Below are 22,789 nucleotides of genomic sequence, written 5' to 3'. Positions count from 1 at the left end.
TGCGCGGTTGCGGTGGCCATGTCAGAAGCGCCGGCTGAAGCCGAGGAAGAGCCGGCCGCTGCGGTCGCTGTCCGGCTCGAGCAGCGGGCTGTCCCGGAGTTCGTCGGGCAGGCGGCTGGCCTCGGCCGAGGCGACCAGGTGCCAGGCCTCGTCTAGCGGATGCATCCAGGTCATGCCGATGCGGTGCACGAGCGCCGAACCCGGCGCATACGCGGGGACACCGCGCGCGACCTCCGCTTCGAGGGTGCCGTAGTAGTAGCCGGCGAGATCGTCCGACAGCAGGCTGCTGCCCAGGTTCGCGGTCAGCGTGGAGCGGCCTAGCAGCCAGGTGTGGCGGTAGTCGAGCGCGAGTTCGTAGCCGTCGCTGGCGTCGGTGACGTCGTGCACCGCCTCCAGCGCCAGCGTGCCCCAGCCACCGCCGTAGCTGGCGCGGAATCCGGCGTCGAGGCCGTCGTCGCGGTCCTCGAGCAGCGCGGCGTCGACGCCGTTGGCGAGCAGTTCGTCGCGGCCGAGGTCGTCGATATCGACGCCGTCCAGGCGCACCGAGGCGATCGCGTCCAGCGTGAAGCCTTGCGACTGCAGCAGGTGCACGCCGGCCGCGGTGCCGCGCACGAAGGCGCGTTCGCCCTCGAAGCCGAGCAGCGGTACCGGCCGCAGCCGCGAGCCCTCGCCGGCATACGGGCTGTCGATGGCGACGGCGCCGACGCCGAGGGTCCACTCGCCGCGCGTGGAAGGATCGGCGACGCGCGGCGCGGATTGCGCGCCGGCGGCCGCGGACAGGGCGAGGAGGACGAGGCCGGCGCTGCCGGCGATTGCGTGTCGGATCGTGGTCATGGGGAATCCAGTGAGGGGGTCGCGACACCGCGGGCGCGGCGAGCGGGCGCGGCGGGCGGGGGAAGCGAACCGGGGGTCGATGGCGCCGCGCGCTGCGCATGCGCGCGCCCGAGCCAGAGACCGAGCGCAGCCCAGGCGAAGGCGAGCGGCACCACCACGCCCACCAGCCCGCCGAGCGCGAACCCGAGGCGGCCGAGCGCGCCCTCGACCTGCGCGCCGAGCACGTCGCCGCCGCGGTAGACGAAGGTGTCGACGGCGGCCTTGGCCTTGTAGGTGTCCTCGCGGCCGAGCACGGTGAACAGCGCCTCGCGCGCCGGCCGGGTGATGCCGCGCTGCACCGCGCGGTTGCCGGCCTCCAGCAGCACCAGCACCACGAACGAGCCGTAGGCCGCGAGCCCGGCGAAGCCGACCGCGGTCGCCACCGGCAGCACCGCCAGCGCGACCCCGAGGCCGAAGCGCTGGATGATCCGGCCGGTCAGCGTGACCTGCAGCGCCAGCACGGCGATCTGGGTCCACATGTCGATGTTGCCGAGCACCGCCGCGCGCGCATCGGTGTCGTCGGCGACCGCGGCGACCATCTGCAGCCGGGTGAAGTAGATGAAGGTCGCCATCACCGTCATCAGCAGCACGTAGCCGGCGATGCCGGCGAGGTAGGGCGAGCGGACCAGCGCGCGCAGCCCGGCCCAGGCGCTGCCGCCCACCGGGGCGTCGCGTTCGGCCGCCGGCGACGCGGCACGATCCGGCAACAGCCGCAACAGCCACCACCCCAGCGCCAGCGCCGCGAGCAGGAACCCGCCGGCGACCAGCAGCAGCGCGGGCGCGCCCACGACCTCGGCCAGGCGCGAGGTCAGCCACGGCCCGAAGATCGCGCCGAGGGTGCCGCCGACCGAGATCGGCGCGAACAGGCGCTTGCCCTGGTCGGCGTCGAAGCGCTCGGCCAGCAGCGCCCAGAACACCATCGTCGCGAACAGGTTGAATACGCTGAACCAGACGTAGAACACCTGGCCGCTGCGCTCGCCGACCGCGCCGGGGGCGAACTGCAGCAGCGCCCAGAACGTCGCCAGCCCGACCGCGAAGAACCCGTACGTCGCGCCCAGCAGCGGGAACCGGCGCAGCCGCGCTGCCAGCCAGGCGAACACCGGATTCACCGCCAGCGTGACCACCGCGGTGCCGACGAACAGCCACCGCACCTGGTCCATGCCCTGCGACATGCCCAGTGCGTCGCGCACCGGGCGCAGCAGCATCAGCGCGGTCAGCACGCAGAAGAAGAACAGCGCGGCGACGGCGACCGCGGCCCGCTCGCCCCGGCGGATGTTCGCCAGCGCCCGCAGCAGGCCGGAGCGGCCCCGCGGTGGCGGTAGCGCACCCATGTCAGCGCGACGCCCCGCGAGGAACGGCACCCGGCGCGGGACCCGCGGCACGGGAGGGCCGCGGCGCCATCGCCGGATCGGTGCGTGGGGTCATCGAAGTGCGCTCCTGGGTGCGGCGGCCGATGGGAGCGGCCGTGGCGTTGGGAGTGCATGCTCGGCGCCGGCGATTAATTCGGGTTTAAGCGATGCCCGCGGCGCAAGGCCGGCCTCGAGACCGTTTCAATGGGCGCGCCGGAAGAGGCCCGCACCTGCGCGAGAACTTCGCACGGCGCATCGATCGAATGCACGGACCGGTTCGTTCGCAGCGTCGACGCCCGGGGTCTGCGGCGGCAGCCGTGCGAAAGCCCGTGCAAGGCCGGCGAATCGCCGCGGCCGCGGCGCGGCGACCTCACCAGGCGAGCATGCGCCGCCCGACCAGCGCCCCGATCGCGGACGTCGCCACGATCGCCAGCGAGTACCAGACCGTGACGAACACGGCGCCGTCGTTCACGCACGACAGCGTGTACGCGAGCGCGCCGATCGATCCGGCGAGCAGGCCGGCCATGCCGCCGGCGAACGCCGGGCGGGTGGGCGTGGCGCGGCGCAGGGCAAGCAGCAGCAGCGCCAGCCCCGGCGTTGCCGCCAGCACGATGGCCAGCAGGCAGACCGAAACGGACACCGGGCTCGCCCCCGCCACTGGCACCCGGTCGTCGAGCAGCACGATCCCCGCGAACAGGATCAGCACGGCAGGCGCCAACGCCGCGGCCAGGCGCGTGGAGGCGCCGGGCGTGCCCGCCGCGCGGACCAGAACGAGCCCCGCCACGACCACGCAGGCCATGGCCACGGCCTTGTAGAGATACATCGGCGACGACACGTGCGCGGCAAGATCGCCGCGAACGCCGAACGCCACCGCGACCACCAGCGCCGCCAGGGCCACCGAGCCGCCGGCCGCGCCCAGCAGGCGCGGCAACAGCGCGCGATGCCTGCGCGGCAGGGCGCCTGCATCCCCGGCCAGGCGCCGGATCAACGCATCCGTCTGCAGCTGGTGATCGTGTTCCATCCTAGGCCCCTCCGCCTTGCGCCAGCTTCAGCAACCGCGCCAGCCCGCGATGGAACGCGACCCGCACCGTGCCTTCCTTCATCCCGGTGGCCTCGGCCGCCTGCCTCGGCGACAAGCCTTCCATGCCCACCTTCCGGACCACCGACTGTTCGACCCTCGGCAGCGTGGACACCATGTGCTCGACCCTGGCGCCCGAGTCGACCGCAGGCTCGCCTTCCGCCGCGAACAGGCTGGCCCATTCGCGATCGGAAAGGTCGATCCGCATGCGCCGTTCCGACCGACGGCGCCGTAGCGCATCGATGGTCTTGTAGCGGGAGATCGCCCCCAACCACGGCAGCAGGGGGCGGTTGCAGTCCCACTGGTCGCGTCGCTGGTGGATGGCCAGCAGCACTTCCTGCACGATGTCCTCCGCCTCCTGCGGGTCGAGGCCGGCGCTGGCCAGCCTGCCCCTGACCACGCGGCGCAGCACCGCGGAATACTCCTTCAGGAACCAGGCGTAGCGCGAGGCGTCGCCCGCCCGCTCGCGGCGCAAGGCGTCGGCCCAGGCCTGTTCCTGCATTGCCATGCGCATTCCCGAACCAGAAGAGGCCGGCGTCCGGCAGGCCGCGATGGCCTGGAATGTAACACCTGCCCATCGCGGGCGAATACCTACACCGAAGCGATCCCGCTTCCTTCCAGGAGCCCCTCCATGCGCAAGTTCTCCATATCCATCGCATCGCTGCTGATCGCGCTGCTGGCAGCCGCCTCCGGCACCACGTGCGCCGCCGAATCGCCGCAGCCGCAAGCCCGCAACGTCGTCCTCGTCCATGGTGCGTGGGCGGACGGATCGAGCTGGAACGAGGTGATCCCCCTGCTCCAGGGCGCGGGGCTCAACGTGGTCTCGGTGCAGAACCCGCTGACTTCGCTGTCCGACGACGTCGCCGCCACCCGGCGCGCGCTGGACCCCCTGGAAGGGCCCACGGTCCTGGTGGGCCATTCCTACGCAGGCACGGTGGTCAGCGAGGTCGGGGGCGATCCACGGGTCACCGGCCTGGTGTATCTCGCCGCGCGCGCGCCCGACGCGGGCGAGGATTTCGTGGAGCTCGCCAAGCGCTTCCCGACCATGCCGGTGCGCGCCGGCGTCGTGACCCGGGACGGCTTCTCGACCCTGCGCGAGGACGCGTTCCTGGCCCACTTCGCCGATGGCCTGCCGGCCGCGAAGGCGAAGGCCCTGTTCGCGGTGCAGCAACCGGTGGCGGCGGATCTCTTCGCCGGCCGGACCACCGTCGCGGCCTGGCGCAGCAAGCCGTCGTGGTATGCGGTTTCGACCGCGGACAACACGACCTCGCCGGATCTGCAGCGCTTCCTGGCGAAGCGGATGGGCGCGAACGTCGTAGAGCTCGAGAGCGGGCACCTGTCGCTGCTGACCCGCCCGCAGGAGGTCGCGCGGCTGATCCTCGCCGCCGCGGGGCGCTAACGCGCGCAGCGCCCCGTCCGCCGACGACCGCTGGGGCCAACGCGCGCGACCCGGCCCGCTTCCTGGCCGGCCATGAAGTCCCGCTTCGAGCGGTAGACGCCGGACACCGGCCTGCTGCCGGCCACCGTCCACTCCACATCCTCGGCCAGCAGGTCGAACACGCTGCCGGTGCCCGCGCGCCACTCGTCGAACGCCGCGCGCACCAGCGCGGCGTTGTCGCGCCCGGGCGGGGCCGCGGCCCCGCCCGCATGGGCAGGGCCCAGCAGCGCCAGACACAGCAGCCACGCACCGGCGCCGCGCCCGCTCACGCCGGGCTGCGCACGTGGCGCACCACGATGTCGGTGGTGTCCACGTCCGCCGGCTGCGCAATCGCATGGGCGATGGCGTTGGCGATCGCCTCCGGTTTCAGCGCGATCTGGCGGAACGCGTCGATCGCCTTCGCCGTCTCGACATGGGTGATGGTGTGCGCCAGTTCCGATTCCACCGCGCCCGGGTACACGCAGGTCACGCGCACCGTGTCGCTCTCCATGCGCAGGCCTTCGGAGATCGCGCGCACCGCGTACTTGGTGGCGCAGTACACCGCCGCACTGTGCATCACGAACAGCCCCGCGATCGAGGACACGTTCACCACGTGGCCGCTGCCCTGGCGCTCCATCAGCGGCAGCACCGAGGCGATGCCGTGCAGCACGCCGCGGATGTTCACGTCGATCATCGTGTCCCACTCGTCGGTCTTGAGCGCCGCCAGCGGCGCCAGCGGCATCACTCCGGCGTTGTTGACCAGCACGTCGACGCGGCCGTGGCGTGCGACCGCCTCGTCCACGAAGGCCTGCACGTCCTCGCGCGAGGTCACGTCCAGCGCGCGCGCATGCGCGCTGCCGCCGCGCGCGGCGATGTCGTCGACCAGCGCTTGCAGCCGGTCGATGCGGCGCGCGCCCAGCACCACGGTGGCGCCGCGTTCGGCCAGCGTGCGGGCGGTGGCTTCGCCGATGCCGCTGCTGGCGCCGGTGATCAGCACGATCTTGTCGTCGAGGTCTTTCATGGTCGGGTCTCCTGTTGCGTTGAAAAAAAGTGGCGGCGCACCCGGTGCGCGTCGCGCGGCGTATCGGCGCCGGTGTCGGGCGTGGCTCGGGGTTGCAGCCTTCCGCTGTGAACTGCACTCCTCGGGCGAACGCGCCGTCGGCATGCGCCAAAGGGAAGGACGTCGCGTTCAGCGCGCGTCGCGCGGCGTGCCGGTGCCGGCACCGGGCGTGACCCGGCGCAGCACCATTCCGCCGTGGTGCAGCACGTCCTCGTCGACGAACACGCCGTCGGCGGTGAACCCGGTGTCGTCCACGTAGTCGATGTGGTTGCCGCGCACCGTGTAGCGGCCCTGGTAGGCGCTCTCGCGGGTGCCGCGCGCCTCGTCGTAGCGGCCGTTGGGCAGCAGCTCATGGCGCACATGGCCGTCGTCGGTGACCCACATGCCCACGTAAGGGTGCGGGGCCGCGGGGGCGGCGGGTTCGGCCGCGGCCAGCGCCCCGGCCAGCAGGGCGGAGACCACGGCGGCGGGGGTCTGGAAGTGCGGGGTGTTCGACATGGGGTATCTCCGGTCCGTTCGGCGTGGAGATACGGTAGGGAGCCGGCGGTGTCGTGATAACCCGCCGAACGCTGGATGCATTGGTTAGACTCTCTAACCAATGAGCCCCGACCTCAACCTCCTGCGCATGTTCCTGGCGGTGGCCGAGGCCGCGAGCTTCCGCGCCGCGGCCGACGCGCTCGGCGTCACCCGCTCGGCGGTCAGCCAGGGCATCCGCCGGCTGGAGGACGCCCTGGGCGTGGCGCTGGTGCAGCGCTCCACCCGCAGCGTGCGCCTCACCGAAGCCGGCGAGCGCCTGCACCGGCAGGTCGCCGGGCCGCTGCGCACCGTGGGCGCGGCGCTGGAGGAAGCGGTGGACGAGGGCCCGCCGCGCGGCCTGCTCAGGGTCAACGTGTCCTCGATCGCCGAGCGCTTCCTGGCCGGGCCGTTCGTGGCCGGCTTCGCCGAGGCGCATCCGGGCATCACGCTGGATGTCACCGTCAGCGACGACCCGATCGACCTGGTCGCCGCCGGTTTCGACGCCGGCGTGCGCCTGGGCGAGGTGATCGAGCAGGACATGGTGGCGGTGCCGCTGACCGGCCCGCAGCGCCAGCTGGCGGTGGCCGCGCCCGGTTACGTGGAAGCGCACGGCGTGCCGAAACACCCGCGCGAGCTGGTGAACCACCGCTGCATCGGCTGGCGCCCCGCACCGGAAGTGGCGCCCTACCGCTGGGAGTTCAGCGAGGACGGGCGCGATTTCGAGGTCGACGTGAACGCCCAGGTCACCACCAACGACCTGCGCGTGATGCTGCGCACCGCGCTGGCCGGCGGCGGCATCACCTTCGGCCTGGAGGAGAACTACCGCCAGTGGGTGCAGGCCGGCCGGCTGGTGCCGATGCTGCAGGATTACCTGCCGCCGTTCGCCGGCTTCTTCCTGTACTTCCCAAGCCGCCACAACCAGCCGCGCAAGCTGCGCGCGCTGGTGGAGCACGTGCGCGCGTTCCGGGAGCTCGAATAGGCGGCGCACGCGGGTCGCGTGCTCGAGCCGGGCGCCGGGGCACGAGAGACGCGGCCATGCCCGCGGCGCCCGACACGGGCCCGGGCATTGCGCAACTCACCTCGAGCTTCTAGCTGGCCGACCCTCGGCGCGCTGCGCGTGGACGTGTTCGGCTTGCGCGCAATCTTCCGGCTGCCATTCTCGCCGCGACGTGGCAATGCGGACGCCGCTTACCGATAGGCACGCGGCCCCCGCCACACCAGCTCCCCGCGCCGGTAGACCTGCTGCACGGTGATCACTTCGCGCGCGTCGCCGATGGCCGCCATCTCCGGGTCGGCCGGGTCGAGCAGGCGGCAGGGGCCGGATTCGCGCTTGAGCGCGGTTTCCAGCGGGCAGACCATGTACTCCCGCGCGCCCGGCAGGGGCAGGAAGATCTCGGTGATGCCCTGGTCGCGCCAGGCGCGCAGGCGGGCTTCGCTGCGCTGCTCGTAGACGACCTGGAAGCCGCCCACTTCCAGGTTGGGTTCGGAACCGGACGCGCCGTAGCTGCGGCCGCGTTCGGCGGCGGGGCTGCGGACCGGCCCTGCGTTCACCGGCGCGGTGTCTTCGGCCAGCATGCCCGGCGGCTGCCCCCAGGTGCGCGCGCGGCGCTGGGTGGGCGGGGGCGTGGCGGGGGCCGGCGGTGTCGGCTGCTGCACGGGGCGGGGCACGGGGGACGGGGCCGGTGCGCTCGACGCGGCGGTCGCATCGGCGGGCAGCGGCTCCTCGGCCTCGACGACCCGGGTGGACCGGACGCGCGGCGTCGCGGCGGACGATTCGGCCGGTTCGCTGGCGGGCGCGGCGTCTTCCGGTGTCACCGGCTCGGGCTGCGGCGGACTTTCGCCGATGAACGTGACCTCCACCCGGCTGCCGCCGGCGGCCTCGCCCTGCGGCCGGGACATGGTGATCGGCGGCGCCAGCATCGCCACGAGCAGGATCAGCAGATGCAGCAGTACGCTGCCGAGCGCGGCGAGCCACGGCTGCAGGCGTTCGATCCGGTGTTGCGCCCCGGCACCCTTCCGGGTCGGCGCCCGGCTCATGCCATCGGGACTGGGTCGAGGCTGCGGGACTGCATGGGGGATCGACAGCGTGCGCGACGTGGGGTGCGGCATCGTACCGCGATCGGCCAAACAGGCGGGTCGGAACGCGCGCTCCATTCGCTTTGCGGACACGGCCCAGTTCAGGCGCCAGGCCGCACATTGGGCGTCTCTACCGTTTCCGGAGAGCCCGAATGCCGACCTTCCTCGCGATAGGCTACGGCGACCGCGCAGGCTACGACCGCACCGCGCAAAGCGTTCGGGATGCGGCCCACGCCCATGACGAAGCGTTGAGACAAGGTGGCGCCCTGATGGGGATCGCAGGCCATCCCGTGCAGGTCCGCAACCCCGGAGCGGCCGGGCAGGTCCAGACCACGCAGGGCCCCTATCTGGCCTCGGCACTCCCCGTCGCCGGATTCAGCGTCATCGAGGCGACCGGCATGGCCGAGGCGATCGAGATGGCGGCGAAGACGCCCTGCGCCGTCGCCCATGGCGTGGTCGAGGTCTGGCCCCTGGAGCAGCCTCAATGAGCGTTCGACCAGGACCGGGCCCGGTCATCCGTCGCTCGCGTTCGCCCGCACGTACCCGGACGGTGCCACGCCGACGCGGCGCCGAAACGCCACGCTGAACGCACTGGTGGACCCATAGCCCACGCGCTCGGCGATCTCGGCGACGCGCAGGCCGCCCTCGCGCAGCAGCTGCCTGGCGATCTGCATGCGCCAGGCCAGCAGGTATTCCATCGGGGCGGCGCCCACGGTGCGGGTGAAGCGCTCGAAGAAGCTCGAGCGCGACAGCGCGGCGGCGTCGGCCAGCTGCGCCACGGACCAGGGCCGGTCGATGTGCGCGTGCATCAGGGTCAGCGCCGCGGCGAGGCGATCGTCGCCCAGGCCCCGGAGCAGGCCCGGCGGCGCGTCGCCCGCCGTGGTGGCGCGCATGGCCTCGATCAGCAGCAGTTCGACCAGCCGCGACAGCGCGGCTTCGCCGCCGGGGCGCGGATGGGTGGTCTCCTCGGCCACCATCGCCACCAGTTGCGCGAGCCGCGCGGCGCCGCGCACGTGCACCACCGCGGGCAGCAGCGAGACCAGCAGCGCCGGGTCGGCGTTGCCGAACAGGAAAGCGCCGCCGAGCGAGCGCATGTCGGGGGCGCCGCCCGGGTCGCCGTAGCGCACCTCGCTGCCGTCGCTGGGCAGGGCGTCGGGGTCTAGCGGCACCGGCGCGGGCGGGTCCTCGCTGGACAGGGTGAAGGCGGGGGTGGTGGGCAGCAGGATGAAGTCGCCGGCGCCGATGACGAACGGGGCGTGGCCGTCCACGGCCAGGCGGCAGCCGCCGTCCAGCACGATGCAGAAGCTGGGCCTGCCGTATTCGACGTAGCGGACCGCCCAGCGGCCCTTGCCGCTGATCACGTTGGCGAAGGCCGCCCGCGGATGCAGCAGGCCGACGACCTGGGAGAGCGGATCGGTCATATTCGGACGTTTACTAAACGAATGCGGACATTCGAGTATCGATCATCCGGCGATCCTGGCCCACGCTGACCTCCCCGTCAAACCAACCAGGGAGTCACCCCATGAAGACCGCACTGATCACCGGCTGCTCGTCCGGCTACGGCCTGGCCACCGCCCGTCACTTCCATGCGCAGGGCTGGCAGGTCGTCGCCACCATGCGCCGCCCACGCGCCGAGCTGTTCGCGGATTCGCCCGGCGTCCGCGTGCTGCCGCTCGACGTCACCGATGCCGACAGCATCGCCCGGGCGCTGGATGCCGCCGGGCCCCTCGACGTGCTGGTGAACAACGCCGGCCTCGGCCTGTTCGGCGCGTTCGAGGCCACGCCGATGGCTTCGGTGCGCGAGATCTTCGACACCAACACCTTCGGCACGATGGCGATGTGCCAGGCGGCGATTCCGCGGTTCCGCGAACGCGGTGCGGGGGCGATCGTCAACGTCACATCGAGCGCTGCGCTCGCGCCGTTCGCGCTGGTCGCGGCCTACACCGCCAGCAAGACCGCGATCGAGGGCTTCACCGGATCGCTGGCGCTGGAGCTGGCCGAGTTCGGGGTGCGCGCGAAGCTGGTCGAGCCCGGCTACTGCCCCGAGACGCGCTTCGCCGACAACGGCGCCGAACGCATGCAGGGCCTGGTGACCGAACCCTACGCGCCGTTCGCCCGCAAGGTGTTCGAGGGCCTCGCGCAGCTCGACGCCGCCACCCGGCCGGTCGACGTGGCCGAGACCGTGTTGCGGGCCGCCACCGACACCAGCGCGCGCCTGCGCTTCGCAGCCGGCGCCGATGCGCTGGCGCTGGAACGAGCGGACTAGGCAAAAAAAAACGCGCCGCGTCGCGCGAGGAAGCGGGTTCCTCGTGAGCGATCCCGACAAGCAGGTTGCACCTTCCCGCCGCGCGAGCGCAAACGAAAAACGCCCGGACCGTAGCCCTGCCGTGCATGGGCTGCGGTCCGGGCGCGTGTCGCCCATCAATCAGATGGGCCGATCGGCCATTCGTTCGGCCGATCAGTCGCTGCGCTTCGTGTCGCGCGCGCTGTCGGCGGCCTTGCCGACTTCACGCTGCGCCTTGCCGGTGTTCTTCTCCACCTTGCCGGCGACTTCCTTCGAGCGGTCGCCGGTGGCCTTGCCGACGCCTTCCTTCAGTGCGCCGCTGGCCTGGTTCTTCGCGCCTTCTTTGCGGTTCTTGTCCATCTCGTGCTCCTGTAGATCCCGCCGGGGGGCGGGGTGTGGGGTGACGCGCCATGGATCGATGATCAGGTCTGCATGATCAGATCGGCGCGTTCGGTTGATTGCGGCCGCCATGCTGGGGGGTGCTGACCTCGCGGCCGGCCTCGGCGGCGCGGTCGTAGCCGCGCTTGGCGAGCGACTTGGCATCGTCGGTCAGCCGGTCGCTGGTCTTGCCCAGCAGCTCGTCTTCCTTGCGGGTGGAAGGCAGCATCGCGCCGAGCAGGGCGCCCACCGCGATGCCCATCGCGCCGACCGCCATCGGGTTGTCCTCGAGCATGTGCTGGAAACCGTCGTTGGCCTGCCGCGCGCGCTGGCGTGCCGAATCCATGGCGTTGTGGGCGGCGCCGCTGGCGCGGTCCTTGGCGTGCCCCATCTTCTCGGACACCCCGTCGCGCGCCTCTCGGGCGCGTTCGCGCATGCTGGGATGGTCGTCGTCCGCGTTCCAGTCCGCACCGTCCAAGCCGGCACCGGCGAACCCGGAGTGCTGCGGGCCTGTGTGCGGCGGGCGCTGTGGAGCGTCCTTGTTGGCGTAGAGCCACATCAGGCCGGCGGCGGCGAGCAGCGTGGGCACCGGGTTGGCCTTGACCGTGCCGCCCAGGTTGCTGGCGAACTCGCGACCGCCGCCCTTGCTGTAGTTGAGCACGCGCTCGAACATCTCGCCGGGCGAGAGCTTGTTCTCGAGCGCATCCACCAGGCCGCCGATATGTTCGCGCTGGCGGTCGATGTCGCGTTCCAGCTGCGCGGGGCTGGCGTTCGACGCGGGCTGCCCCGTCGGGGAATGGTTGGTGTGTTGGCTGATCATCGCGTTCTCTCCTGGAGTGCGGCCTTGTCCTTGTGCAGTGCGTCCATCGTGCGGTCGGGCTTGAGCGACTGCGCCTCGAACTTCTTCTTGCCCGAGCCCACCATGGCCAGGCCGATCAGGAAGGTGATGCCGCCCACGATCAGCGCCGCAAGCCATGGCTGGACCACGTTGCTGAGGGCGTACACCGCCGACAGCAGGAGCACGATGAAGCCGCCGAGCGTCACCGCGCCTCCAGTGGAAACCGCGGCCAGGCCCTGCTTGGTGGCGTCCAGGTTCTCGCGCAGCTCGCTCTTGGCGAGCGCGACTTCCTTGCGCAGCAGGGAAGGCACCTCATGCGCCAGTTCCTTCAGTAGGGCGCCGACCGATGCGTCCTTGGCCGGGGGCGTGGCTGGCGCTGCCGGCCCGCCCGGGATCTCCGCGCCGGAGCGGAGCCCGTCGTTGCGTTCGTCGATTCGAGCGTTCATGAGCGCACTCCTGGTTGCTGCGGACCGGTGTTGCCGGCGGTCGGGGTCCGGGTTGGGGTTTGCGCGCCATAGGGCGGGGTGGTGCCGGAGCCGGTCGCATACGTCGATGCGTCCCCGCTCGCGCCCGTCGCGCTGCGGCCCGTCGAGTCCTGCTGCGGCTGGTCTGAATCGCGATCGCGATCGTGCCTCGAGCTGGAGCCGGATGTGCTCGCCGAGGCCTTGGCGAACCGGGACAGACCGAATCCGATCGCGATACTGCCGGTCACGAACAGCGCCGGGTTGTCGCGTGCGAGCTGGCTGACTTCGCGAAGCAGCTCGTCGCCGGACTTCTCGCGCATGCTGCTGGACAGCTTGCCCAGGCTTTGCGCCAGCTCGGTGACGTAGTCGGACATATGGCCGATATCGTCGCCCTCGAGCTCCGATGCCGCGGCCTTGGCGCTGTCGGCCAGGGTGTCGATCTTGTCGGCGGCATTGCCGCGCATCTCCTCGACCTTGGCCTGGCCTTCGGCCTTGGCCTCGCCGGCGAGTGCGCTGGCCTTGTCCTTGGTGTCGCCGCCGCCCGGATGGTTGGCGGAGGAGGGGCTGCCTTTGTCGGCGCCCGGTGGATTCTGCGAAGGGGTGACCATGGAGAGTGCTCCTGTTGTGGTGCCGAGTGCCGGATGCGAACCGCGACAACGAATCCGCGGGATCCGGGGAGTTCACGGTGGTTCGCAGGTGCGTTGTCGCACTCATCCACCGATGAGTCCGGGAAGCTCCGATCGAGTCCCCGAGCGTGCGGCTACCGGCGGGGAAGCGTTTCGATCCGGGCGCGGTCTCGACCTGGTGATCCCCGGTACAAGAGTGCGCCTGGTGCGAAACCCGTCGTGCTTCGCCTTCAGAGAGAAATCACCGCAGGCCGATCACGACTTCGGGCCAATCGAGAACCCGGATGGTTTCGCCAGCGATTCGAGCGGTGCACTGTCCACGTCGCTGGCGAATGTGTAGGACAACACTAGCGTGTGCGAGGGGTAGGCTTCGTGAAGTTCAGGCCTGTTTTCCCGATGAATGCGCACGACACGACGGGCGCGGCTGAACCAGTCAGACATCCTTCGGATGCGACATCCGGGCGACCGAGCGATCACAAAAAAAAGCCCGCTCCGCGACACCACCAGTGTGGCGCGCGGCGCGGGCAGCTCCGCGGGTGCGGGACGCAACCGAAGCAGAAGCGGACGGTCAGCGATGCGCCTGGGCGTGCACTTCGCCGACGCTGCCGGCGCGCAACAGCGGCACGATCTGCCACAGCGCCGACAGGCCGACCAGCACGTAGACCAGGCGGGCCAGCATGGCGTCCTGGCCGCCGAAGATCGCGGCCACCAGGTCGAACTGGGCCGCGCCCACCAGGCCCCAGTTGATGCCGCCGACGATCACCAGCGCGAGGGTGACGAGATTGAGAGCTTTCATGGGTGTCTCCGGGTCGTGGGGGAATGTTTTCGAAAGGGCGGGAGCGGCGCTCAGCCGCCCGGCATCAGCACCTTGTCGATCACGTGGATCACGCCGTTGCTGGCGGCCACGTCGGCGGTGACGACGTTCGCGTCATCCACCTTGACCGAACCGCCGGTCGCGTCGATGTCGACCGCACCGCCCTGCACGGTGGTGGCTTGTTCGAGCGTGACCACGCGCGAGGCGGGGTAGCGGCCCGGAACCACGTGGTAGGTGAGGATCGCGACCAGCTTGTCCTTGTTCTCGGGCTTGAGCAGCTCGTCCACGGTGCCGGCCGGCAGCGCGGCGAAGGCCGCGTCGGTGGGCGCGAATACGGTGAACGGTCCGGTGCCCTTGAGGGTGTCGACCAGGCCCGCCGCGGTGAGCGCGGCGGCCAGGGTGTTGAACTGGCCCGCGGCCACCGCGGTGTCGACGATGTCGCCGCGGCCCTGGGTGGCGGCGGCGCTGGTGGCGGCAGGCTCGCCGGCGAACACGAGCGGGGCGGCCAGGCCGAGGGCCAGGGCGGCGACCAGGGTGCGGACGGGGGAGGCGTTGCGGGATTGGGCGGTGCGGGTCATCTGGACGCTTCCGGATCGGGGTAGGGCGGCCAGTCTCGGGAAGCCGCCGTTAGCCGGTTGTCCAATCCAGTCCTGTACGTTTGTTGTACATTCGCCGGTATGTTCCCGGTCAAGGCCGCCGCCGAACTCAGCGGGCTCACTCCCGAGACCCTGCGCGCCTGGGAGCGGCGCCACGCGGCGGTGGCACCGCACCGCGACGGCAGGGGGCGGCGGCTGTACGACGCCGCGATGGTGGAGCGGCTCGGCCGCCTGCACCGGCTGACCGACCGCGGCCATCCGATCCGCGATCTGGCCGGCCTGGAGGACGCCGCCCTCGACCGGTTGCTCGAGGAGAGCCGGCATGCCGGCTACGGCGGTGTCGAGACCCTGCCGGAGCGGATGCTGGACGCGATCGCCGACTACCGGGTGGACGTGTTCGACCGCGATCTCTCGGTGGCGATCGCCACCCTGCCGCTGACGGTGCTGATGGCGCGCGTGGTGACGCCGCTGCTACGCGAGGTCGGCGTGCGCTGGGCCGACGGGCGCCTGGCGATCGCGCAGGAACGGCTGATCAGCAGCCTGCTGCGGGCGCGGCTGCTGTCGGTGCTCAACCAGCACCCGCGCGAGCGGCGCCCGCGGGTCCTGTTCGCCACCCTGCCGGGCGAGCCGCACGAGCTGGGCCTGCTGGGCGCGGCGCTGCACGCCTACGAGGGCGGCGCCCCGGTGCTGTACCTGGGCACCGAGCTGCCGGCCGTGGAGCTGGCGCGGGTGGCCAACCGGCTCGCCGCCGCGGCGGTGGCGCTGAGCTCGGTCGATCCGGGGCAGGCTCCGGCCGCGCTGGCGGAACTGCGCTGCCTCGATGCCGAACTCGCGCCCGGCGTGCCGGTATGGCTCGGCGGCGCGAACGCGCGCTACCTGGCCGAGGAGCTGCAGATCGAACGGCTGCAGGCGGTGACCGATCCGGCGGCGCTGACGCGGTTGATCAAGGGCCGCACCCTTGCCGAGGGGGCGCGCTGATCGCAGCGTGAGGGCCGGCCGGGTGGCCTCGACGAACCCGCACGAGCCCGCAGCAGGAGGAGTCCCATGCACCCAGAGATCCTGAAGTACAACGCGCGGCAGACCACCGACCACGGCAGGGTCTGCGACCTGCTTGCCCGTGAAATCGACAGGCACCTGCCGGAAGCCGAAAACAGGATCTGGCACGCGCATCCGGTCTGGTTCCTGGAGGGCAATCCGATCGTCGGCTACAGCAGGCAGAAGCCTGGCATACGGCTGATGTTCTGGAGCGGCGCGGACTTCGAGGAACCAGGATTGAACGTGGTCGGCAAGAAATTCAAGGACGCCTCGGTGTTCTACAACGACGTCTCGGAAGTGGACGAGGCGGACCTGGGCCGATGGCTGGCGAAGGCGCGCAGGATCCAGTGGGACTACAAGAACCTCGTGCGCCGCAAGGCGCTGCACCGGATCGAATAGCATCCGCGCATCGCACTGCTGGTGGGCGGCCGACTGATCCCGGTATCGCGCGAGGCGCGCCCCGATCCCTGGCGCAGATCGACCGGCAACCCTGGAAGCGGGCGCCCGGCGTGGGCGCTCGCCGGCAGTCGGGGCGGACGCCACCCCGGCGGTCGCGGTGGCCACCGCCTCGTGGACGGCTCAGCCGCCGATCGCCACCTTGCCGTTGTCCGCGCGCGCCGAGGCGAAGGCGGCGTCGAGCACGCGCATGTCGCGCACGCCCTCCTCGCCCGGTGCGCGCGGCGGGGAGCCGTTGAGGATGGCAAGCGCATCCTGGTCCATCTGCTCGGCTTGCATCCGCGGCCGTTCGCCCAGCTGCGCCGGGAACACCGTGCCGTCGCTGGCGCGGCCGGCGTTGCCCTCGTACGCCTGGAACGGCGACAGCGCGTACCAGCCGCGCTCGCAGTCGACCTGCAGGGTGTTGAGGTTGCGGCCGAAGCTGGTGACGCACTTGGCGACGATATCGCCAGGGAACTCCAGCTCGAAGCGCATGGTCTCGTCGACCTCGCCGAACACGTCGCGGCGCGCGGTCTCGTTCCAGGCGCGGATCGCGGTGGGCTCCAGACCGGTGCTGTAGCGCGCGGCGTTGACGCAGTACACGCCCATGTCGTACATCGCGCCGCCGCCGCGCGCCGGGTCGAGCCGCCAGGCATCGTCGGCGCCGTCGCGCCAGCCGAACCAGCCGGCGTCGGCGCGCAGCTTGACGATCCTGCCGAACGGCCGCTCCTCGGCCATCGCCATGAAGCGGCGCGTGTTCGGCTCGTGCTGCATCCGATAGCCGATGGTCAGCTGCACCCGGTTGTCGCGGCAGGCCTTCACCATCGCCTCGCCCTCGGCCGCGTCCATCGCCATCGGCTTCTCGCACCAGACGTGCTTGCCGGCGTTCGCCGCGAGGAGCGTCTGCGGCATGTGCAGGTGGTTGGGCGTGACCACGTAGACGACGTCGATATCGTCGTTGTCGGCGATGCGATGGAAGTCGTCGTAACCGTAGACGTTGGCATCGGGAATGCCGTAGCTGCCCTGCCACTCGGCGATCTTGTGCGGCGATCCGGTGACGATGCCGGCCAGCCGGCAGTGCCGGGTGAGCTGCAGCGCCGGCGCCAGCAGATCGCGGCTGTAGCCGCCCAGGCCGACCAGCGCCACGCCGAGCCGGCGCGCCGGTGCCGGACCCGCGAACGCGCCTGGCAGCGCGGCCGCCGCGCCACCCAGCGCCAGTGTCTGCAGCATCTCGCGCCGCGAGATGCCGCGGGGACCACGGTTCGCGTGCATCGCGTCCTCCAGGTCGGGCCTGTGCCGCATGTTAGCAGCGGCGGCGCCACGCGATCGTGTCGCGGAGCGCGTGCGGTCGCTCAGCGGCGCGAAGGCGGATCGGGCGCCTCGGCCGGCAGGTGGCTCACCAGCAGCTTGAGATAGAACGCAGGGAGGAACCACTCGAGCCCGATCGGCCGGGCAACGGCATAGGTGGCGAGCAGCAGCGCACCCAGGTAGGCGGTCGTCGCGGCAGGCCGCTGCAGGTACTTCGGGACGGTCAGGACGACCGCTGCGGCGCCCAGCAGGTACGCCGCCGTCAGCGCGAGCCACCAGCCATCGAACGACAGGAACAGCCAGGACACCACGGCCAGGTGCAGCACGTGGATCGAAACGAATGCCATGTGGTGCCGGAATCCCCGTCCCGGGCGGTGATACCAGCGCTTCGCGGTGGAGGTCGAGCCGGTGACGATCCCGCCCGCCACATCGAAGGCGAGTACGCAACACGCCGCGTACTGAAGCAACGACCAGTGCTCGACCGCACCGTAGGCGTAGAACGGCGCCGCGACGGCAGCGACCGCCGACACGCCGAACTGCAGCGCCAGTTCGGCCCTGGTGGCCCCCGGCCCGACCAGCCTGTCCAGCACCCCACCGGGGCCGGGCCGCGGGCGGCGAATGTTCGAATCGGCGCTCATGGCTCCTGTACCATCGCAAACCCCGCGGCGGCAGAAGGGTAAACGCTTGAATGCGTGGCCCCAGCCTAGGGGATGAACGCGACACAAGCCAATCGATCGGGCCACCGAGGCCACGGTCGTGGTGCTGCGGAACCGGTCCGCGAGCCCTGGCCGCCCCACAATGTGGAGATCCTGATGAACCAATCGCTCGGCCTCGTTTCCCTCGTCGTGCGCGACTACGACGAGGCGCTCGCGTTCTTCGTCGGCACGCTGGGCTTCCGGCTGGTCGAGGACACGCCGGTGCCCGAGCAGTCCAAGCGCTGGGTGGTGGTGTCGCCGCCGGGCACCGGCGCGTGCCAGCTGCTGCTGGCGCGGGCGTCCGGCCCGGAACAGGAAAGCCGCATCGGCGGCCAGACCGGCGGCAGGGTGTTCCTGTTCCTCTACACCGACGACTTCTGGCGCGACTACGAGGCATACCGGTCCCGCGGCGTGGTGTTCGTGCGCGAGCCGAAGCAGGAGCCGTACGGCACCGTTGCGGTGTTTCGCGACCTGTACGGCAATCTGTGGGATCTCCTGCAGCCCACAGCCTCGCATCTCGCGCGGCGTGGCGCCGCCTAGCATCGTTGACCGGAGGCCGATGCGCCTGCGAACCTGACCGCAGCCGCGGGTGCGCGGCGAACTGGACACCCCTTCGATGCAAGACTCGACGTCCGTCGCTTCGCAGCGGTCTTCCGGAACCGGGCGGATCGGCCTGCCGGCGTCCTCGCCGGACTCATCGGCAAGCGGGTCCGGGAACGAGGCTCGATGCGATCTGGATAGCCACGTCTCCAGCGCACGGCATTGGGTCCGCATGAATGCCGATCTCCCGGCGAGCCGGCATCGGCGCGGGGGTCGGCTCGGGGCGCCCGGCCAATTCCTGCCGCCGGTGGCGCTGGCCATCGTCCTGTCCGCATCGCCGGCGCTGGCCGAGGAGCCTGGCGCGGTGCCGTGCGTGGCCGACGGCGACGCGCACTACGTCTGCGGCTTCGTCAACCCCGAAGACGTGGCGCCGCTGCAGGACGGCGCGATGGTGCTCGTCGGCAAACTGGGGCCGGGACGCGCCGGCGGTGGCGGCCCTTACCTGGTCGACGGCACGGCGCCGGTAGTGGAGGCGATTCCCCTTGAGTGACGATGCATCGATCCGGCGCGCCCGGGCTGGCGACGAGGCCGCCCTGGCCCTGGTGGGCCAGGCCAGCTTTCTCGAGACGTTTTCCGGGGTGCTTGATGGCGCCGCGATCGTGGAACACTGCCTCCGTGCCCATTCCGCTGCGAAGTACGAACAGTGGCTCGCGGACCCCGGCACCGCGGTCTGGATCGCCGAGTCCGCTTCCGGCAATGCCCCGGTCGGGTACGCGGTCGTCGCCAGGCCCGACCTGCCGGGTGCCGATCCGGCGACCGACCTGGAGCTCAAGCGGATCTACCTGCTGGGCCGGTACCAGGGCGGGGGCACCGGACGAAAGCTCCTGGGCTGGGCGGTCGAACACGCGACCGCCGCCGGCGCCGCGCGCCTGCTGCTGGGCGTCTACGCCGGCAACGACCGGGCCATCGGCTTCTACCGGCGGCAGGGCTTCGTCGATTTCACCGAGCGGAAGTTCAACGTCGGCGGCCGCGACTACGACGACCGGGTGATGAGCCTGCCGCTCGGGGTGTGAGCATCAGCCGATCCCGGGCCTGGAAGCGGACCGGCGGCTGATCCGTTGCCGGTCTGTCGCTGTCCTACACTCCGGGTCGCCCTTCGCCCGCGGGAAACCCGATGCGCCCTTTGCTGTTGTCCCTCCTGCTGCTCGCCGCCTTGCCCGCATCCGCCCGGCAGGCTCCGGCCGACGACGCGCATGCGCGCGCCGTGGCCGCAGGCTACAAGGCGCTGACCCTGTGCAGCGCGCACTTCAACGCGGGCCGCGGGCGGGCCGCGGTGGAGGCGCTGGAGTTGCGCGGCGTCTATCCGGAATACGACGCCCTGGTGCGCGCGCTGCCGGCACGCATCGACCCGCAAGGCCGCACCGTCGCGGTGCCGTTCGACCCGGCGCTGCCGCCGCGGATCGCCGCCTGGCGCCCGAATCTCGGCTGCGCGCAGCTGCCGATCGGTGCCGATGCCGCGGCGGTGGCGGCGCTGCCGCGTTTCGATGCACAGGCCCCCGATCTGGACGGTCGGCCTTGGCCGCTGGGCGAGCGCGACGCCACCGCGGTCGCGGCGGGCGACGCGCAGGCGCTGGAGCGGGCAGTGGCCGCGGCGTTCGACCCGGCGCGATTCGGCGAGGGCCACGCGACCACCGCGGTGCTGGTGCTGCAGCATGGAAAGATCGTCGCCGAGCGCTACCGCGACGGCTTCGGCCCGCACGTGGCGCAGCGCACCTGGTCGGTCGCCAAGAGCATCGCCGGCACCCTGGTCGGCGTGGCCGCGGCCGACGGGCTGCTGGATCCCGACGCGCCGGCCCCGGTGCCCGAGTGGCAGCGTCCCGGAGATCCGCGCGCCGCCATCACCACCGACCAGCTGCTGCGGATGGCCAGCGGCCTGCACAGCGACACCGCCGGCAACCGCACCGACGCGCTGTACTTCGGCGGCGCCACCGTGGCCGAGGCCGCCACCGGCTGGCCGCTGCGGGCGCCGCCGGGCAGCGCGTTCCGCTATGCCAACAACGACATCGTGCTGGCCATCCACGCGCTGCGCGCGGCGACCGGCGACGATGCCCGCGCCCTGTCCCGCCCCTACACCGATCTGTTCTGGCCACTGGGCATGACCCGCACCCATGCCGAGACCGACTGGCAGGGCGGTTTCGTGCTCTCGAGCCAGGTGTGGTCGACCGCGCGCGACCTCGCGCGCTTCGGGCTGCTCCACCAGCACGACGGCGTGTTCGCCGGCCGCCGGCTGCTGCCGGAGGGCTGGGTGCAGGACGCGACCACGGCCTCGGGCCCGCAGCCGGATGGCGAGTTCGGTTACGGCGCCACGTGGTGGCTGTTGCAGCGCTCGGCCGGCGTGCCGGCCGATGCCTTCGCCGCGTTCGGCAACCGCGGCCAGTACGTGGTGGTGGTGCCATCGCGCGAGGTGGTGATCGTGCGCCGCGGCGAGGACCCGGCCGGCCACCGCTTCGACATCGCCGGCTTCGCCGCACAGGTGCTGGCGGCGCTGGATTGAAGCGGCCGGGCCGCGCGGCCGCCACGCGTCAGCGTCCGTTGCGCCGCAGCGCGATCCGCGCCGGTGTGAACCACGAACCGGGCTCCGGAGCGGTGAGGGGAAGGGTCGGTCCGGATGCTCCAGCCATGCGCCGGGCAGATCTCCTTGCAGATGGAGAGGCCGAGCCTGGCGCCTTCGCCGTCCTTCGGGTTGCCGCGCCAGAACCGTTCGAACAGGCGCGGGCGCAGGTCCGCAGGGACACCGGGGCCCTGGTCTTCGACGCTGAAGCCGGGCGGATCGTTGACGACGCGTATCTCGCCGCCCGACGGCGAATGGAGAATGGCATTTTCCAGCAGGTTCTCGACCAGCACCTTCGCCGCCGCGCCGGCGAGGTACGATGGCCGGCGGGCTTCGGGAGGTCCGACACGATGCGAGTGCTGCTGCTGTTGCCGCTGGTTGCCGCGATGCTCGGCTGCGAGCGGCCTCCGCCCGTCTCCGCCGATGCGGCCGGCACGAGCGACGAAGCCGCCGCTCCGGGCCGCGCGCGGCAGCGGCCGTTCGCCGCCGTCGACCTGGAGCGCGAGGTCGCCAGGCTCGCCGCCCAGCACGGTGAGGACGGCCTCTGGCCGGGCTTCGATCCGCTGGCGGTGCCGCTGGCGGTGTACGACGGAGAGCGTACCTTCCTGTTCCGCCATCCGTCGCCGCCCGACGGCTTCGCGCCGGTGCCCGGGCACGGCCCGGGCGTGCATGCGAGCGAAGGCCGCCACGAGGCCGTCGCGGCCAATACCAGCGTCGAGCTGGGCGGGGCCGCGACCGCCACCATGCTGCTGGACCGCCCGGCGCCGGACCGCAACCCCATCGAGCTGGCGGCGGTCGCCATCCACGAGGCGTTCCACGCCCATCAGCGCGCGCATCACCAGGATTGGGTGGCGAACGAGGCCGACCTGTTCGCCTATCCGACCGGCTCGGCGGAACTGCTCGCGCTGCAGCGCCTGGAAGCGGCGGCGCTGCGCGAGGCGCTGGCGGCGGACGCGGACGATGCGGCCGCCTGCTGGGCGCGCCACGCGCTGGCGCTGCGCGCAGAGCGCCATGCCGCCATCGAACCGGCCTTCGCCGCCTACGAACGCGGCACCGAACTCAACGAGGGCCTGGCCACCTACATCGAGATGCGCGCGGCGGGACGGGCCGCGCAGACCCTGCCGGCCGCCTTCGGGCCGGCCGACGTGCGCCGCCGCGCCTACACCAGCGGCGCGTCGCTGGCGCTGCTGCTGGACCGGTTGCAGCCGGACTGGCGGGCGACGCTGGCCGATGCCGAGGCTCCATCGCTGCACGCGGCGCTCGCGGCCGCGCTCGGCCCGGGCCAGACCTGCCGGTTCGGCGACGAACGGTTCGCCGCCGCGCACGCGAGGGCGGAAGAAGACGTGGCCGAACTGGCGGCCGAGCGAACCCGCCGCCTGGCCGTGTTCCACACCGAACCCGGATGGCGGGTGGTCGTCGAGGCCGCGCGCGACGACCGGCTGCTATGGCCGCAGGGGTTCGATCCCCTGAACGTCGAACCGCTCGACGGCCAGCGTGCGCTGCATACCCGCTTCGTGCGGCTGGGCAACGACAGCGGCCGGCTCGAGGTGATGGACGAAACCGCGTTGACCGAAGGCGCGGGCGCCCACCCGCTGTTCGAGGGGGTGCGGCGCGTCACCCTGACCGGGCTGGCCGAGCCCCACATCCGGCAGGACGGCGGCGGCGTCGCCCTGCGCGCGCCGGGACTGGCGCTCGAGTTCGAAGACGCGGTCATCCAGCGGGAGAAGGGCACGGTCACGATCCGTCTCGGCGGCTGACCGGTTCCCCGCGTGCGTCCGCCGCCCGGCACCGGGCGG

At 72.0% G+C, this 22,789-nt stretch carries 29 protein-coding genes and 1 pseudogene; 11 read left to right on the top strand and 19 right to left on the bottom strand.

All coding sequences use genetic code 11. From position 1 onward, the window contains the following. Positions 1 to 21: 21 nt before the first annotated feature. From QFW77_RS02550 to QFW77_RS02535, 4 genes are all read right to left on the bottom strand, one after another. Positions 22 to 834, bottom strand: a complete 813-nt coding sequence (locus QFW77_RS02550; protein WP_280572668.1) for a MipA/OmpV family protein — start codon at positions 832 to 834, stop codon at positions 22 to 24. Then, on the bottom strand, positions 831 to 2,204 hold the full coding sequence (locus QFW77_RS02545) for an NTP/NDP exchange transporter (protein ID WP_280572667.1): 1,374 nt from the start codon (positions 2,202 to 2,204) through the stop codon (positions 831 to 833). Before QFW77_RS02545 ends, QFW77_RS02550 begins: the two co-directional genes overlap by 4 nt. A gap of 388 nt (positions 2,205 to 2,592) precedes the next feature. Further along, on the bottom strand, positions 2,593 to 3,243 hold the full coding sequence (locus tag QFW77_RS02540) for an NrsF family protein (protein WP_280572664.1): 651 nt from the start codon (positions 3,241 to 3,243) through the stop codon (positions 2,593 to 2,595). Position 3,244: 1 nt separating this feature from the next. Next, the gene (locus QFW77_RS02535; protein WP_280572663.1) at positions 3,245 to 3,808 is read right to left on the bottom strand and encodes a sigma-70 family RNA polymerase sigma factor; all 564 of its coding nucleotides are present in this window, start codon (positions 3,806 to 3,808) and stop codon (positions 3,245 to 3,247) included. A 123-nt stretch (positions 3,809 to 3,931) separates the two neighbouring features. Here QFW77_RS02535 and QFW77_RS02530 point away from each other — a divergent pair, with 123 nt between their 5' ends. Beyond that, positions 3,932 to 4,699, top strand: a complete 768-nt coding sequence (locus tag QFW77_RS02530; RefSeq protein WP_280572662.1) for an alpha/beta fold hydrolase — start codon at positions 3,932 to 3,934, stop codon at positions 4,697 to 4,699. On the opposite strand, the gene QFW77_RS02525 is transcribed toward QFW77_RS02530, so the two are convergent. The 3 genes from QFW77_RS02525 to QFW77_RS02515 all read right to left on the bottom strand — a co-directional run bounded on the left by QFW77_RS02525 (position 4,696) and on the right by QFW77_RS02515 (position 6,275). Beyond that, a complete protein-coding gene (locus QFW77_RS02525; RefSeq protein WP_280572661.1) occupies positions 4,696 to 5,007 on the bottom strand; it encodes a nuclear transport factor 2-like protein in 312 nt (103 codons plus the stop codon). The genes QFW77_RS02530 and QFW77_RS02525 overlap by 4 nt on opposite strands. After that, a complete protein-coding gene (locus tag QFW77_RS02520) occupies positions 5,004 to 5,738 on the bottom strand; it encodes an SDR family oxidoreductase (RefSeq protein ID WP_280572659.1) in 735 nt (244 codons plus the stop codon). The genes QFW77_RS02525 and QFW77_RS02520 overlap by 4 nt, the downstream gene beginning before the upstream one ends. Before the next feature lie 168 nt (positions 5,739 to 5,906). Further along, complete coding sequence (locus QFW77_RS02515) at positions 5,907 to 6,275, bottom strand: Atu4866 domain-containing protein (RefSeq protein ID WP_331487845.1); 369 nt, start codon at positions 6,273 to 6,275, stop codon at positions 5,907 to 5,909. A gap of 100 nt (positions 6,276 to 6,375) precedes the next feature. On the opposite strand from QFW77_RS02515, the gene QFW77_RS02510 reads away from it, so the two are divergent. After that, on the top strand, positions 6,376 to 7,272 hold the full coding sequence (locus QFW77_RS02510) for a LysR family transcriptional regulator (RefSeq protein WP_280572658.1): 897 nt from the start codon (positions 6,376 to 6,378) through the stop codon (positions 7,270 to 7,272). 209 nt (positions 7,273 to 7,481) lie between these two features. On the opposite strand, the gene QFW77_RS02505 is transcribed toward QFW77_RS02510, so the two are convergent. Further along, positions 7,482 to 8,330 carry a type II toxin-antitoxin system RelE/ParE family toxin gene (locus QFW77_RS02505; RefSeq protein ID WP_280572656.1) on the bottom strand — a complete coding sequence of 283 codons (849 nt, stop codon included), beginning with the start codon at positions 8,328 to 8,330 and terminating at the stop codon, positions 7,482 to 7,484. Positions 8,331 to 8,521: 191 nt separating this feature from the next. Between QFW77_RS02505 and QFW77_RS02500 the strand changes: the two genes are divergently transcribed. Next, a complete protein-coding gene (locus QFW77_RS02500) occupies positions 8,522 to 8,857 on the top strand; it encodes a YciI family protein (protein ID WP_280572655.1) in 336 nt (111 codons plus the stop codon). A gap of 24 nt (positions 8,858 to 8,881) precedes the next feature. Here QFW77_RS02500 and QFW77_RS02495 read toward each other — a convergent pair whose 3' ends face one another. Next, the gene (locus tag QFW77_RS02495) at positions 8,882 to 9,790 is read right to left on the bottom strand and encodes an AraC family transcriptional regulator (RefSeq protein WP_280572654.1); all 909 of its coding nucleotides are present in this window, start codon (positions 9,788 to 9,790) and stop codon (positions 8,882 to 8,884) included. A gap of 101 nt (positions 9,791 to 9,891) precedes the next feature. On the opposite strand from QFW77_RS02495, the gene QFW77_RS02490 reads away from it, so the two are divergent. Beyond that, positions 9,892 to 10,635: an SDR family oxidoreductase gene (locus tag QFW77_RS02490; protein WP_280572653.1), complete on the top strand. Its 744-nt coding sequence runs from the start codon at positions 9,892 to 9,894 to the stop codon at positions 10,633 to 10,635. Positions 10,636 to 10,827: 192 nt separating this feature from the next. Here the strand turns inward: QFW77_RS02490 and QFW77_RS02485 are convergent, their stop codons facing one another. From QFW77_RS02485 to QFW77_RS02455, 7 genes are all read right to left on the bottom strand, one after another. Then, entirely contained in the window at positions 10,828 to 11,013 is a 186-nt protein-coding gene (locus tag QFW77_RS02485; RefSeq protein ID WP_280572651.1) for a CsbD family protein, read from the bottom strand. 76 nt (positions 11,014 to 11,089) lie between these two features. Further along, entirely contained in the window at positions 11,090 to 11,851 is a 762-nt protein-coding gene (locus QFW77_RS02480; protein ID WP_280572650.1) for a DUF3618 domain-containing protein, read from the bottom strand. Then, positions 11,848 to 12,315, bottom strand: coding sequence for a phage holin family protein (locus QFW77_RS02475; protein WP_280572649.1), 468 nt, complete (start codon positions 12,313 to 12,315; stop codon positions 11,848 to 11,850). The genes QFW77_RS02480 and QFW77_RS02475 overlap by 4 nt, the downstream gene beginning before the upstream one ends. Then, positions 12,312 to 12,941, bottom strand: a complete 630-nt coding sequence (locus tag QFW77_RS02470) for a hypothetical protein (RefSeq protein WP_280572648.1) — start codon at positions 12,939 to 12,941, stop codon at positions 12,312 to 12,314. Before QFW77_RS02470 ends, QFW77_RS02475 begins: the two co-directional genes overlap by 4 nt. Before the next feature lie 273 nt (positions 12,942 to 13,214). Beyond that, positions 13,215 to 13,400: a hypothetical protein gene (locus tag QFW77_RS02465; RefSeq protein ID WP_280572647.1), complete on the bottom strand. Its 186-nt coding sequence runs from the start codon at positions 13,398 to 13,400 to the stop codon at positions 13,215 to 13,217. 127 nt (positions 13,401 to 13,527) lie between these two features. Continuing rightward, positions 13,528 to 13,755, bottom strand: a complete 228-nt coding sequence (locus QFW77_RS02460) for a DUF378 domain-containing protein (protein WP_280572646.1) — start codon at positions 13,753 to 13,755, stop codon at positions 13,528 to 13,530. A gap of 50 nt (positions 13,756 to 13,805) precedes the next feature. Beyond that, complete coding sequence (locus tag QFW77_RS02455) at positions 13,806 to 14,351, bottom strand: fasciclin domain-containing protein (protein ID WP_280572644.1); 546 nt, start codon at positions 14,349 to 14,351, stop codon at positions 13,806 to 13,808. Positions 14,352 to 14,450: 99 nt separating this feature from the next. Here QFW77_RS02455 and QFW77_RS02450 point away from each other — a divergent pair, with 99 nt between their 5' ends. Together QFW77_RS02450 and QFW77_RS02445 are read left to right on the top strand one after the other, a co-directional pair. After that, the gene (locus QFW77_RS02450) at positions 14,451 to 15,347 is read left to right on the top strand and encodes a MerR family transcriptional regulator (protein ID WP_280572643.1); all 897 of its coding nucleotides are present in this window, start codon (positions 14,451 to 14,453) and stop codon (positions 15,345 to 15,347) included. A gap of 66 nt (positions 15,348 to 15,413) precedes the next feature. Further along, on the top strand, positions 15,414 to 15,803 hold the full coding sequence (locus tag QFW77_RS02445; RefSeq protein ID WP_280572642.1) for a DUF1801 domain-containing protein: 390 nt from the start codon (positions 15,414 to 15,416) through the stop codon (positions 15,801 to 15,803). 180 nt (positions 15,804 to 15,983) lie between these two features. Here the strand turns inward: QFW77_RS02445 and QFW77_RS02440 are convergent, their stop codons facing one another. Together QFW77_RS02440 and QFW77_RS02435 are read right to left on the bottom strand one after the other, a co-directional pair. Beyond that, entirely contained in the window at positions 15,984 to 17,111 is a 1,128-nt protein-coding gene (locus QFW77_RS02440; RefSeq protein ID WP_280572641.1) for a Gfo/Idh/MocA family protein, read from the bottom strand. An 80-nt stretch (positions 17,112 to 17,191) separates the two neighbouring features. Then, entirely contained in the window at positions 17,192 to 17,785 is a 594-nt protein-coding gene (locus QFW77_RS02435; protein WP_280572640.1) for a hypothetical protein, read from the bottom strand. A gap of 174 nt (positions 17,786 to 17,959) precedes the next feature. On the opposite strand from QFW77_RS02435, the gene QFW77_RS02430 reads away from it, so the two are divergent. The 4 genes from QFW77_RS02430 to QFW77_RS02415 all read left to right on the top strand — a co-directional run bounded on the left by QFW77_RS02430 (position 17,960) and on the right by QFW77_RS02415 (position 20,936). Further along, complete coding sequence (locus tag QFW77_RS02430) at positions 17,960 to 18,382, top strand: VOC family protein (protein ID WP_280572639.1); 423 nt, start codon at positions 17,960 to 17,962, stop codon at positions 18,380 to 18,382. A 232-nt stretch (positions 18,383 to 18,614) separates the two neighbouring features. Further along, on the top strand, positions 18,615 to 18,932 hold the full coding sequence (locus QFW77_RS02425) for a hypothetical protein (RefSeq protein WP_280572638.1): 318 nt from the start codon (positions 18,615 to 18,617) through the stop codon (positions 18,930 to 18,932). Next, positions 18,925 to 19,455 (top strand): GNAT family N-acetyltransferase, encoded by a 531-nt coding sequence (locus QFW77_RS02420; RefSeq protein WP_280572637.1) that lies wholly within the window; start codon positions 18,925 to 18,927, stop codon positions 19,453 to 19,455. The genes QFW77_RS02425 and QFW77_RS02420 overlap by 8 nt, the downstream gene beginning before the upstream one ends. Before the next feature lie 110 nt (positions 19,456 to 19,565). After that, a complete protein-coding gene (locus tag QFW77_RS02415) occupies positions 19,566 to 20,936 on the top strand; it encodes a serine hydrolase domain-containing protein (protein ID WP_280572636.1) in 1,371 nt (456 codons plus the stop codon). A 77-nt stretch (positions 20,937 to 21,013) separates the two neighbouring features. On the opposite strand, the pseudogene QFW77_RS19080 reads toward QFW77_RS02415, so the two are convergent. Next, positions 21,014 to 21,286: pseudogene (locus QFW77_RS19080) on the bottom strand (ATP-binding protein); the annotation flags it as partial. Between the two features lie 57 nt (positions 21,287 to 21,343). Here QFW77_RS19080 and QFW77_RS02410 point away from each other — a divergent pair. Next, positions 21,344 to 22,750, top strand: coding sequence for a hypothetical protein (locus tag QFW77_RS02410; protein ID WP_280572635.1), 1,407 nt, complete (start codon positions 21,344 to 21,346; stop codon positions 22,748 to 22,750). The last annotated feature ends 39 nt before the right edge of the window (positions 22,751 to 22,789 follow it).

Source organism: Luteimonas endophytica, from assembly GCF_029887875.1.
In the GTDB taxonomy this organism is placed as follows: Bacteria; Pseudomonadota; Gammaproteobacteria; order Xanthomonadales; family Xanthomonadaceae; genus Luteimonas; species Luteimonas endophytica.
The sequence above is the reverse complement of the archived record's forward strand: the minus strand, read 5'-3'. Positions and strand labels throughout refer to the sequence as shown.

Bases quoted from the DNA above. Each gene is read 5' to 3' on its own strand.
- QFW77_RS02540 (WP_280572664.1), bottom strand. From the start codon at position 3,243: ATGGAACACGATCACCAGCTGCAGACGGATGCGTTGATCCGGCGCCTG.
- QFW77_RS02495 (WP_280572654.1), bottom strand. From the start codon at position 9,790: ATGACCGATCCGCTCTCCCAGGTCGTCGGCCTGCTGCATCCGCGGGCG.
- QFW77_RS02465 (WP_280572647.1), bottom strand. From the start codon at position 13,400: ATGTCTGACTGGTTCAGCCGCGCCCGTCGTGTCGTGCGCATTCATCGG.
- QFW77_RS02475 (WP_280572649.1), bottom strand. From the start codon at position 12,315: ATGAACGCTCGAATCGACGAACGCAACGACGGGCTCCGCTCCGGCGCG.
- QFW77_RS02455 (WP_280572644.1), bottom strand. From the start codon at position 14,351: ATGACCCGCACCGCCCAATCCCGCAACGCCTCCCCCGTCCGCACCCTG.
- QFW77_RS02550 (WP_280572668.1), bottom strand. From the start codon at position 834: ATGACCACGATCCGACACGCAATCGCCGGCAGCGCCGGCCTCGTCCTC.
- QFW77_RS02500 (WP_280572655.1), top strand. From the start codon at position 8,522: ATGCCGACCTTCCTCGCGATAGGCTACGGCGACCGCGCAGGCTACGAC.
- QFW77_RS02535 (WP_280572663.1), bottom strand. From the start codon at position 3,808: ATGGCAATGCAGGAACAGGCCTGGGCCGACGCCTTGCGCCGCGAGCGG.
- QFW77_RS02430 (WP_280572639.1), top strand. From the start codon at position 17,960: ATGAACCAATCGCTCGGCCTCGTTTCCCTCGTCGTGCGCGACTACGAC.
- QFW77_RS02450 (WP_280572643.1), top strand. From the start codon at position 14,451: ATGTTCCCGGTCAAGGCCGCCGCCGAACTCAGCGGGCTCACTCCCGAG.
- QFW77_RS02445 (WP_280572642.1), top strand. From the start codon at position 15,414: ATGCACCCAGAGATCCTGAAGTACAACGCGCGGCAGACCACCGACCAC.
- QFW77_RS02440 (WP_280572641.1), bottom strand. From the start codon at position 17,111: ATGCACGCGAACCGTGGTCCCCGCGGCATCTCGCGGCGCGAGATGCTG.
- QFW77_RS02520 (WP_280572659.1), bottom strand. From the start codon at position 5,738: ATGAAAGACCTCGACGACAAGATCGTGCTGATCACCGGCGCCAGCAGC.
- QFW77_RS02435 (WP_280572640.1), bottom strand. From the start codon at position 17,785: ATGAGCGCCGATTCGAACATTCGCCGCCCGCGGCCCGGCCCCGGTGGG.
- QFW77_RS02460 (WP_280572646.1), bottom strand. From the start codon at position 13,755: ATGAAAGCTCTCAATCTCGTCACCCTCGCGCTGGTGATCGTCGGCGGC.
- QFW77_RS02425 (WP_280572638.1), top strand. From the start codon at position 18,615: ATGAATGCCGATCTCCCGGCGAGCCGGCATCGGCGCGGGGGTCGGCTC.
- QFW77_RS02530 (WP_280572662.1), top strand. From the start codon at position 3,932: ATGCGCAAGTTCTCCATATCCATCGCATCGCTGCTGATCGCGCTGCTG.
- QFW77_RS02510 (WP_280572658.1), top strand. From the start codon at position 6,376: ATGAGCCCCGACCTCAACCTCCTGCGCATGTTCCTGGCGGTGGCCGAG.
- QFW77_RS02545 (WP_280572667.1), bottom strand. From the start codon at position 2,204: ATGGGTGCGCTACCGCCACCGCGGGGCCGCTCCGGCCTGCTGCGGGCG.
- QFW77_RS02485 (WP_280572651.1), bottom strand. From the start codon at position 11,013: ATGGACAAGAACCGCAAAGAAGGCGCGAAGAACCAGGCCAGCGGCGCA.
- QFW77_RS02505 (WP_280572656.1), bottom strand. From the start codon at position 8,330: ATGAGCCGGGCGCCGACCCGGAAGGGTGCCGGGGCGCAACACCGGATC.
- QFW77_RS02490 (WP_280572653.1), top strand. From the start codon at position 9,892: ATGAAGACCGCACTGATCACCGGCTGCTCGTCCGGCTACGGCCTGGCC.
- QFW77_RS02410 (WP_280572635.1), top strand. From the start codon at position 21,344: ATGCGAGTGCTGCTGCTGTTGCCGCTGGTTGCCGCGATGCTCGGCTGC.
- QFW77_RS02480 (WP_280572650.1), bottom strand. From the start codon at position 11,851: ATGATCAGCCAACACACCAACCATTCCCCGACGGGGCAGCCCGCGTCG.
- QFW77_RS02470 (WP_280572648.1), bottom strand. From the start codon at position 12,941: ATGGTCACCCCTTCGCAGAATCCACCGGGCGCCGACAAAGGCAGCCCC.
- QFW77_RS02515 (WP_331487845.1), bottom strand. From the start codon at position 6,275: ATGTCGAACACCCCGCACTTCCAGACCCCCGCCGCCGTGGTCTCCGCC.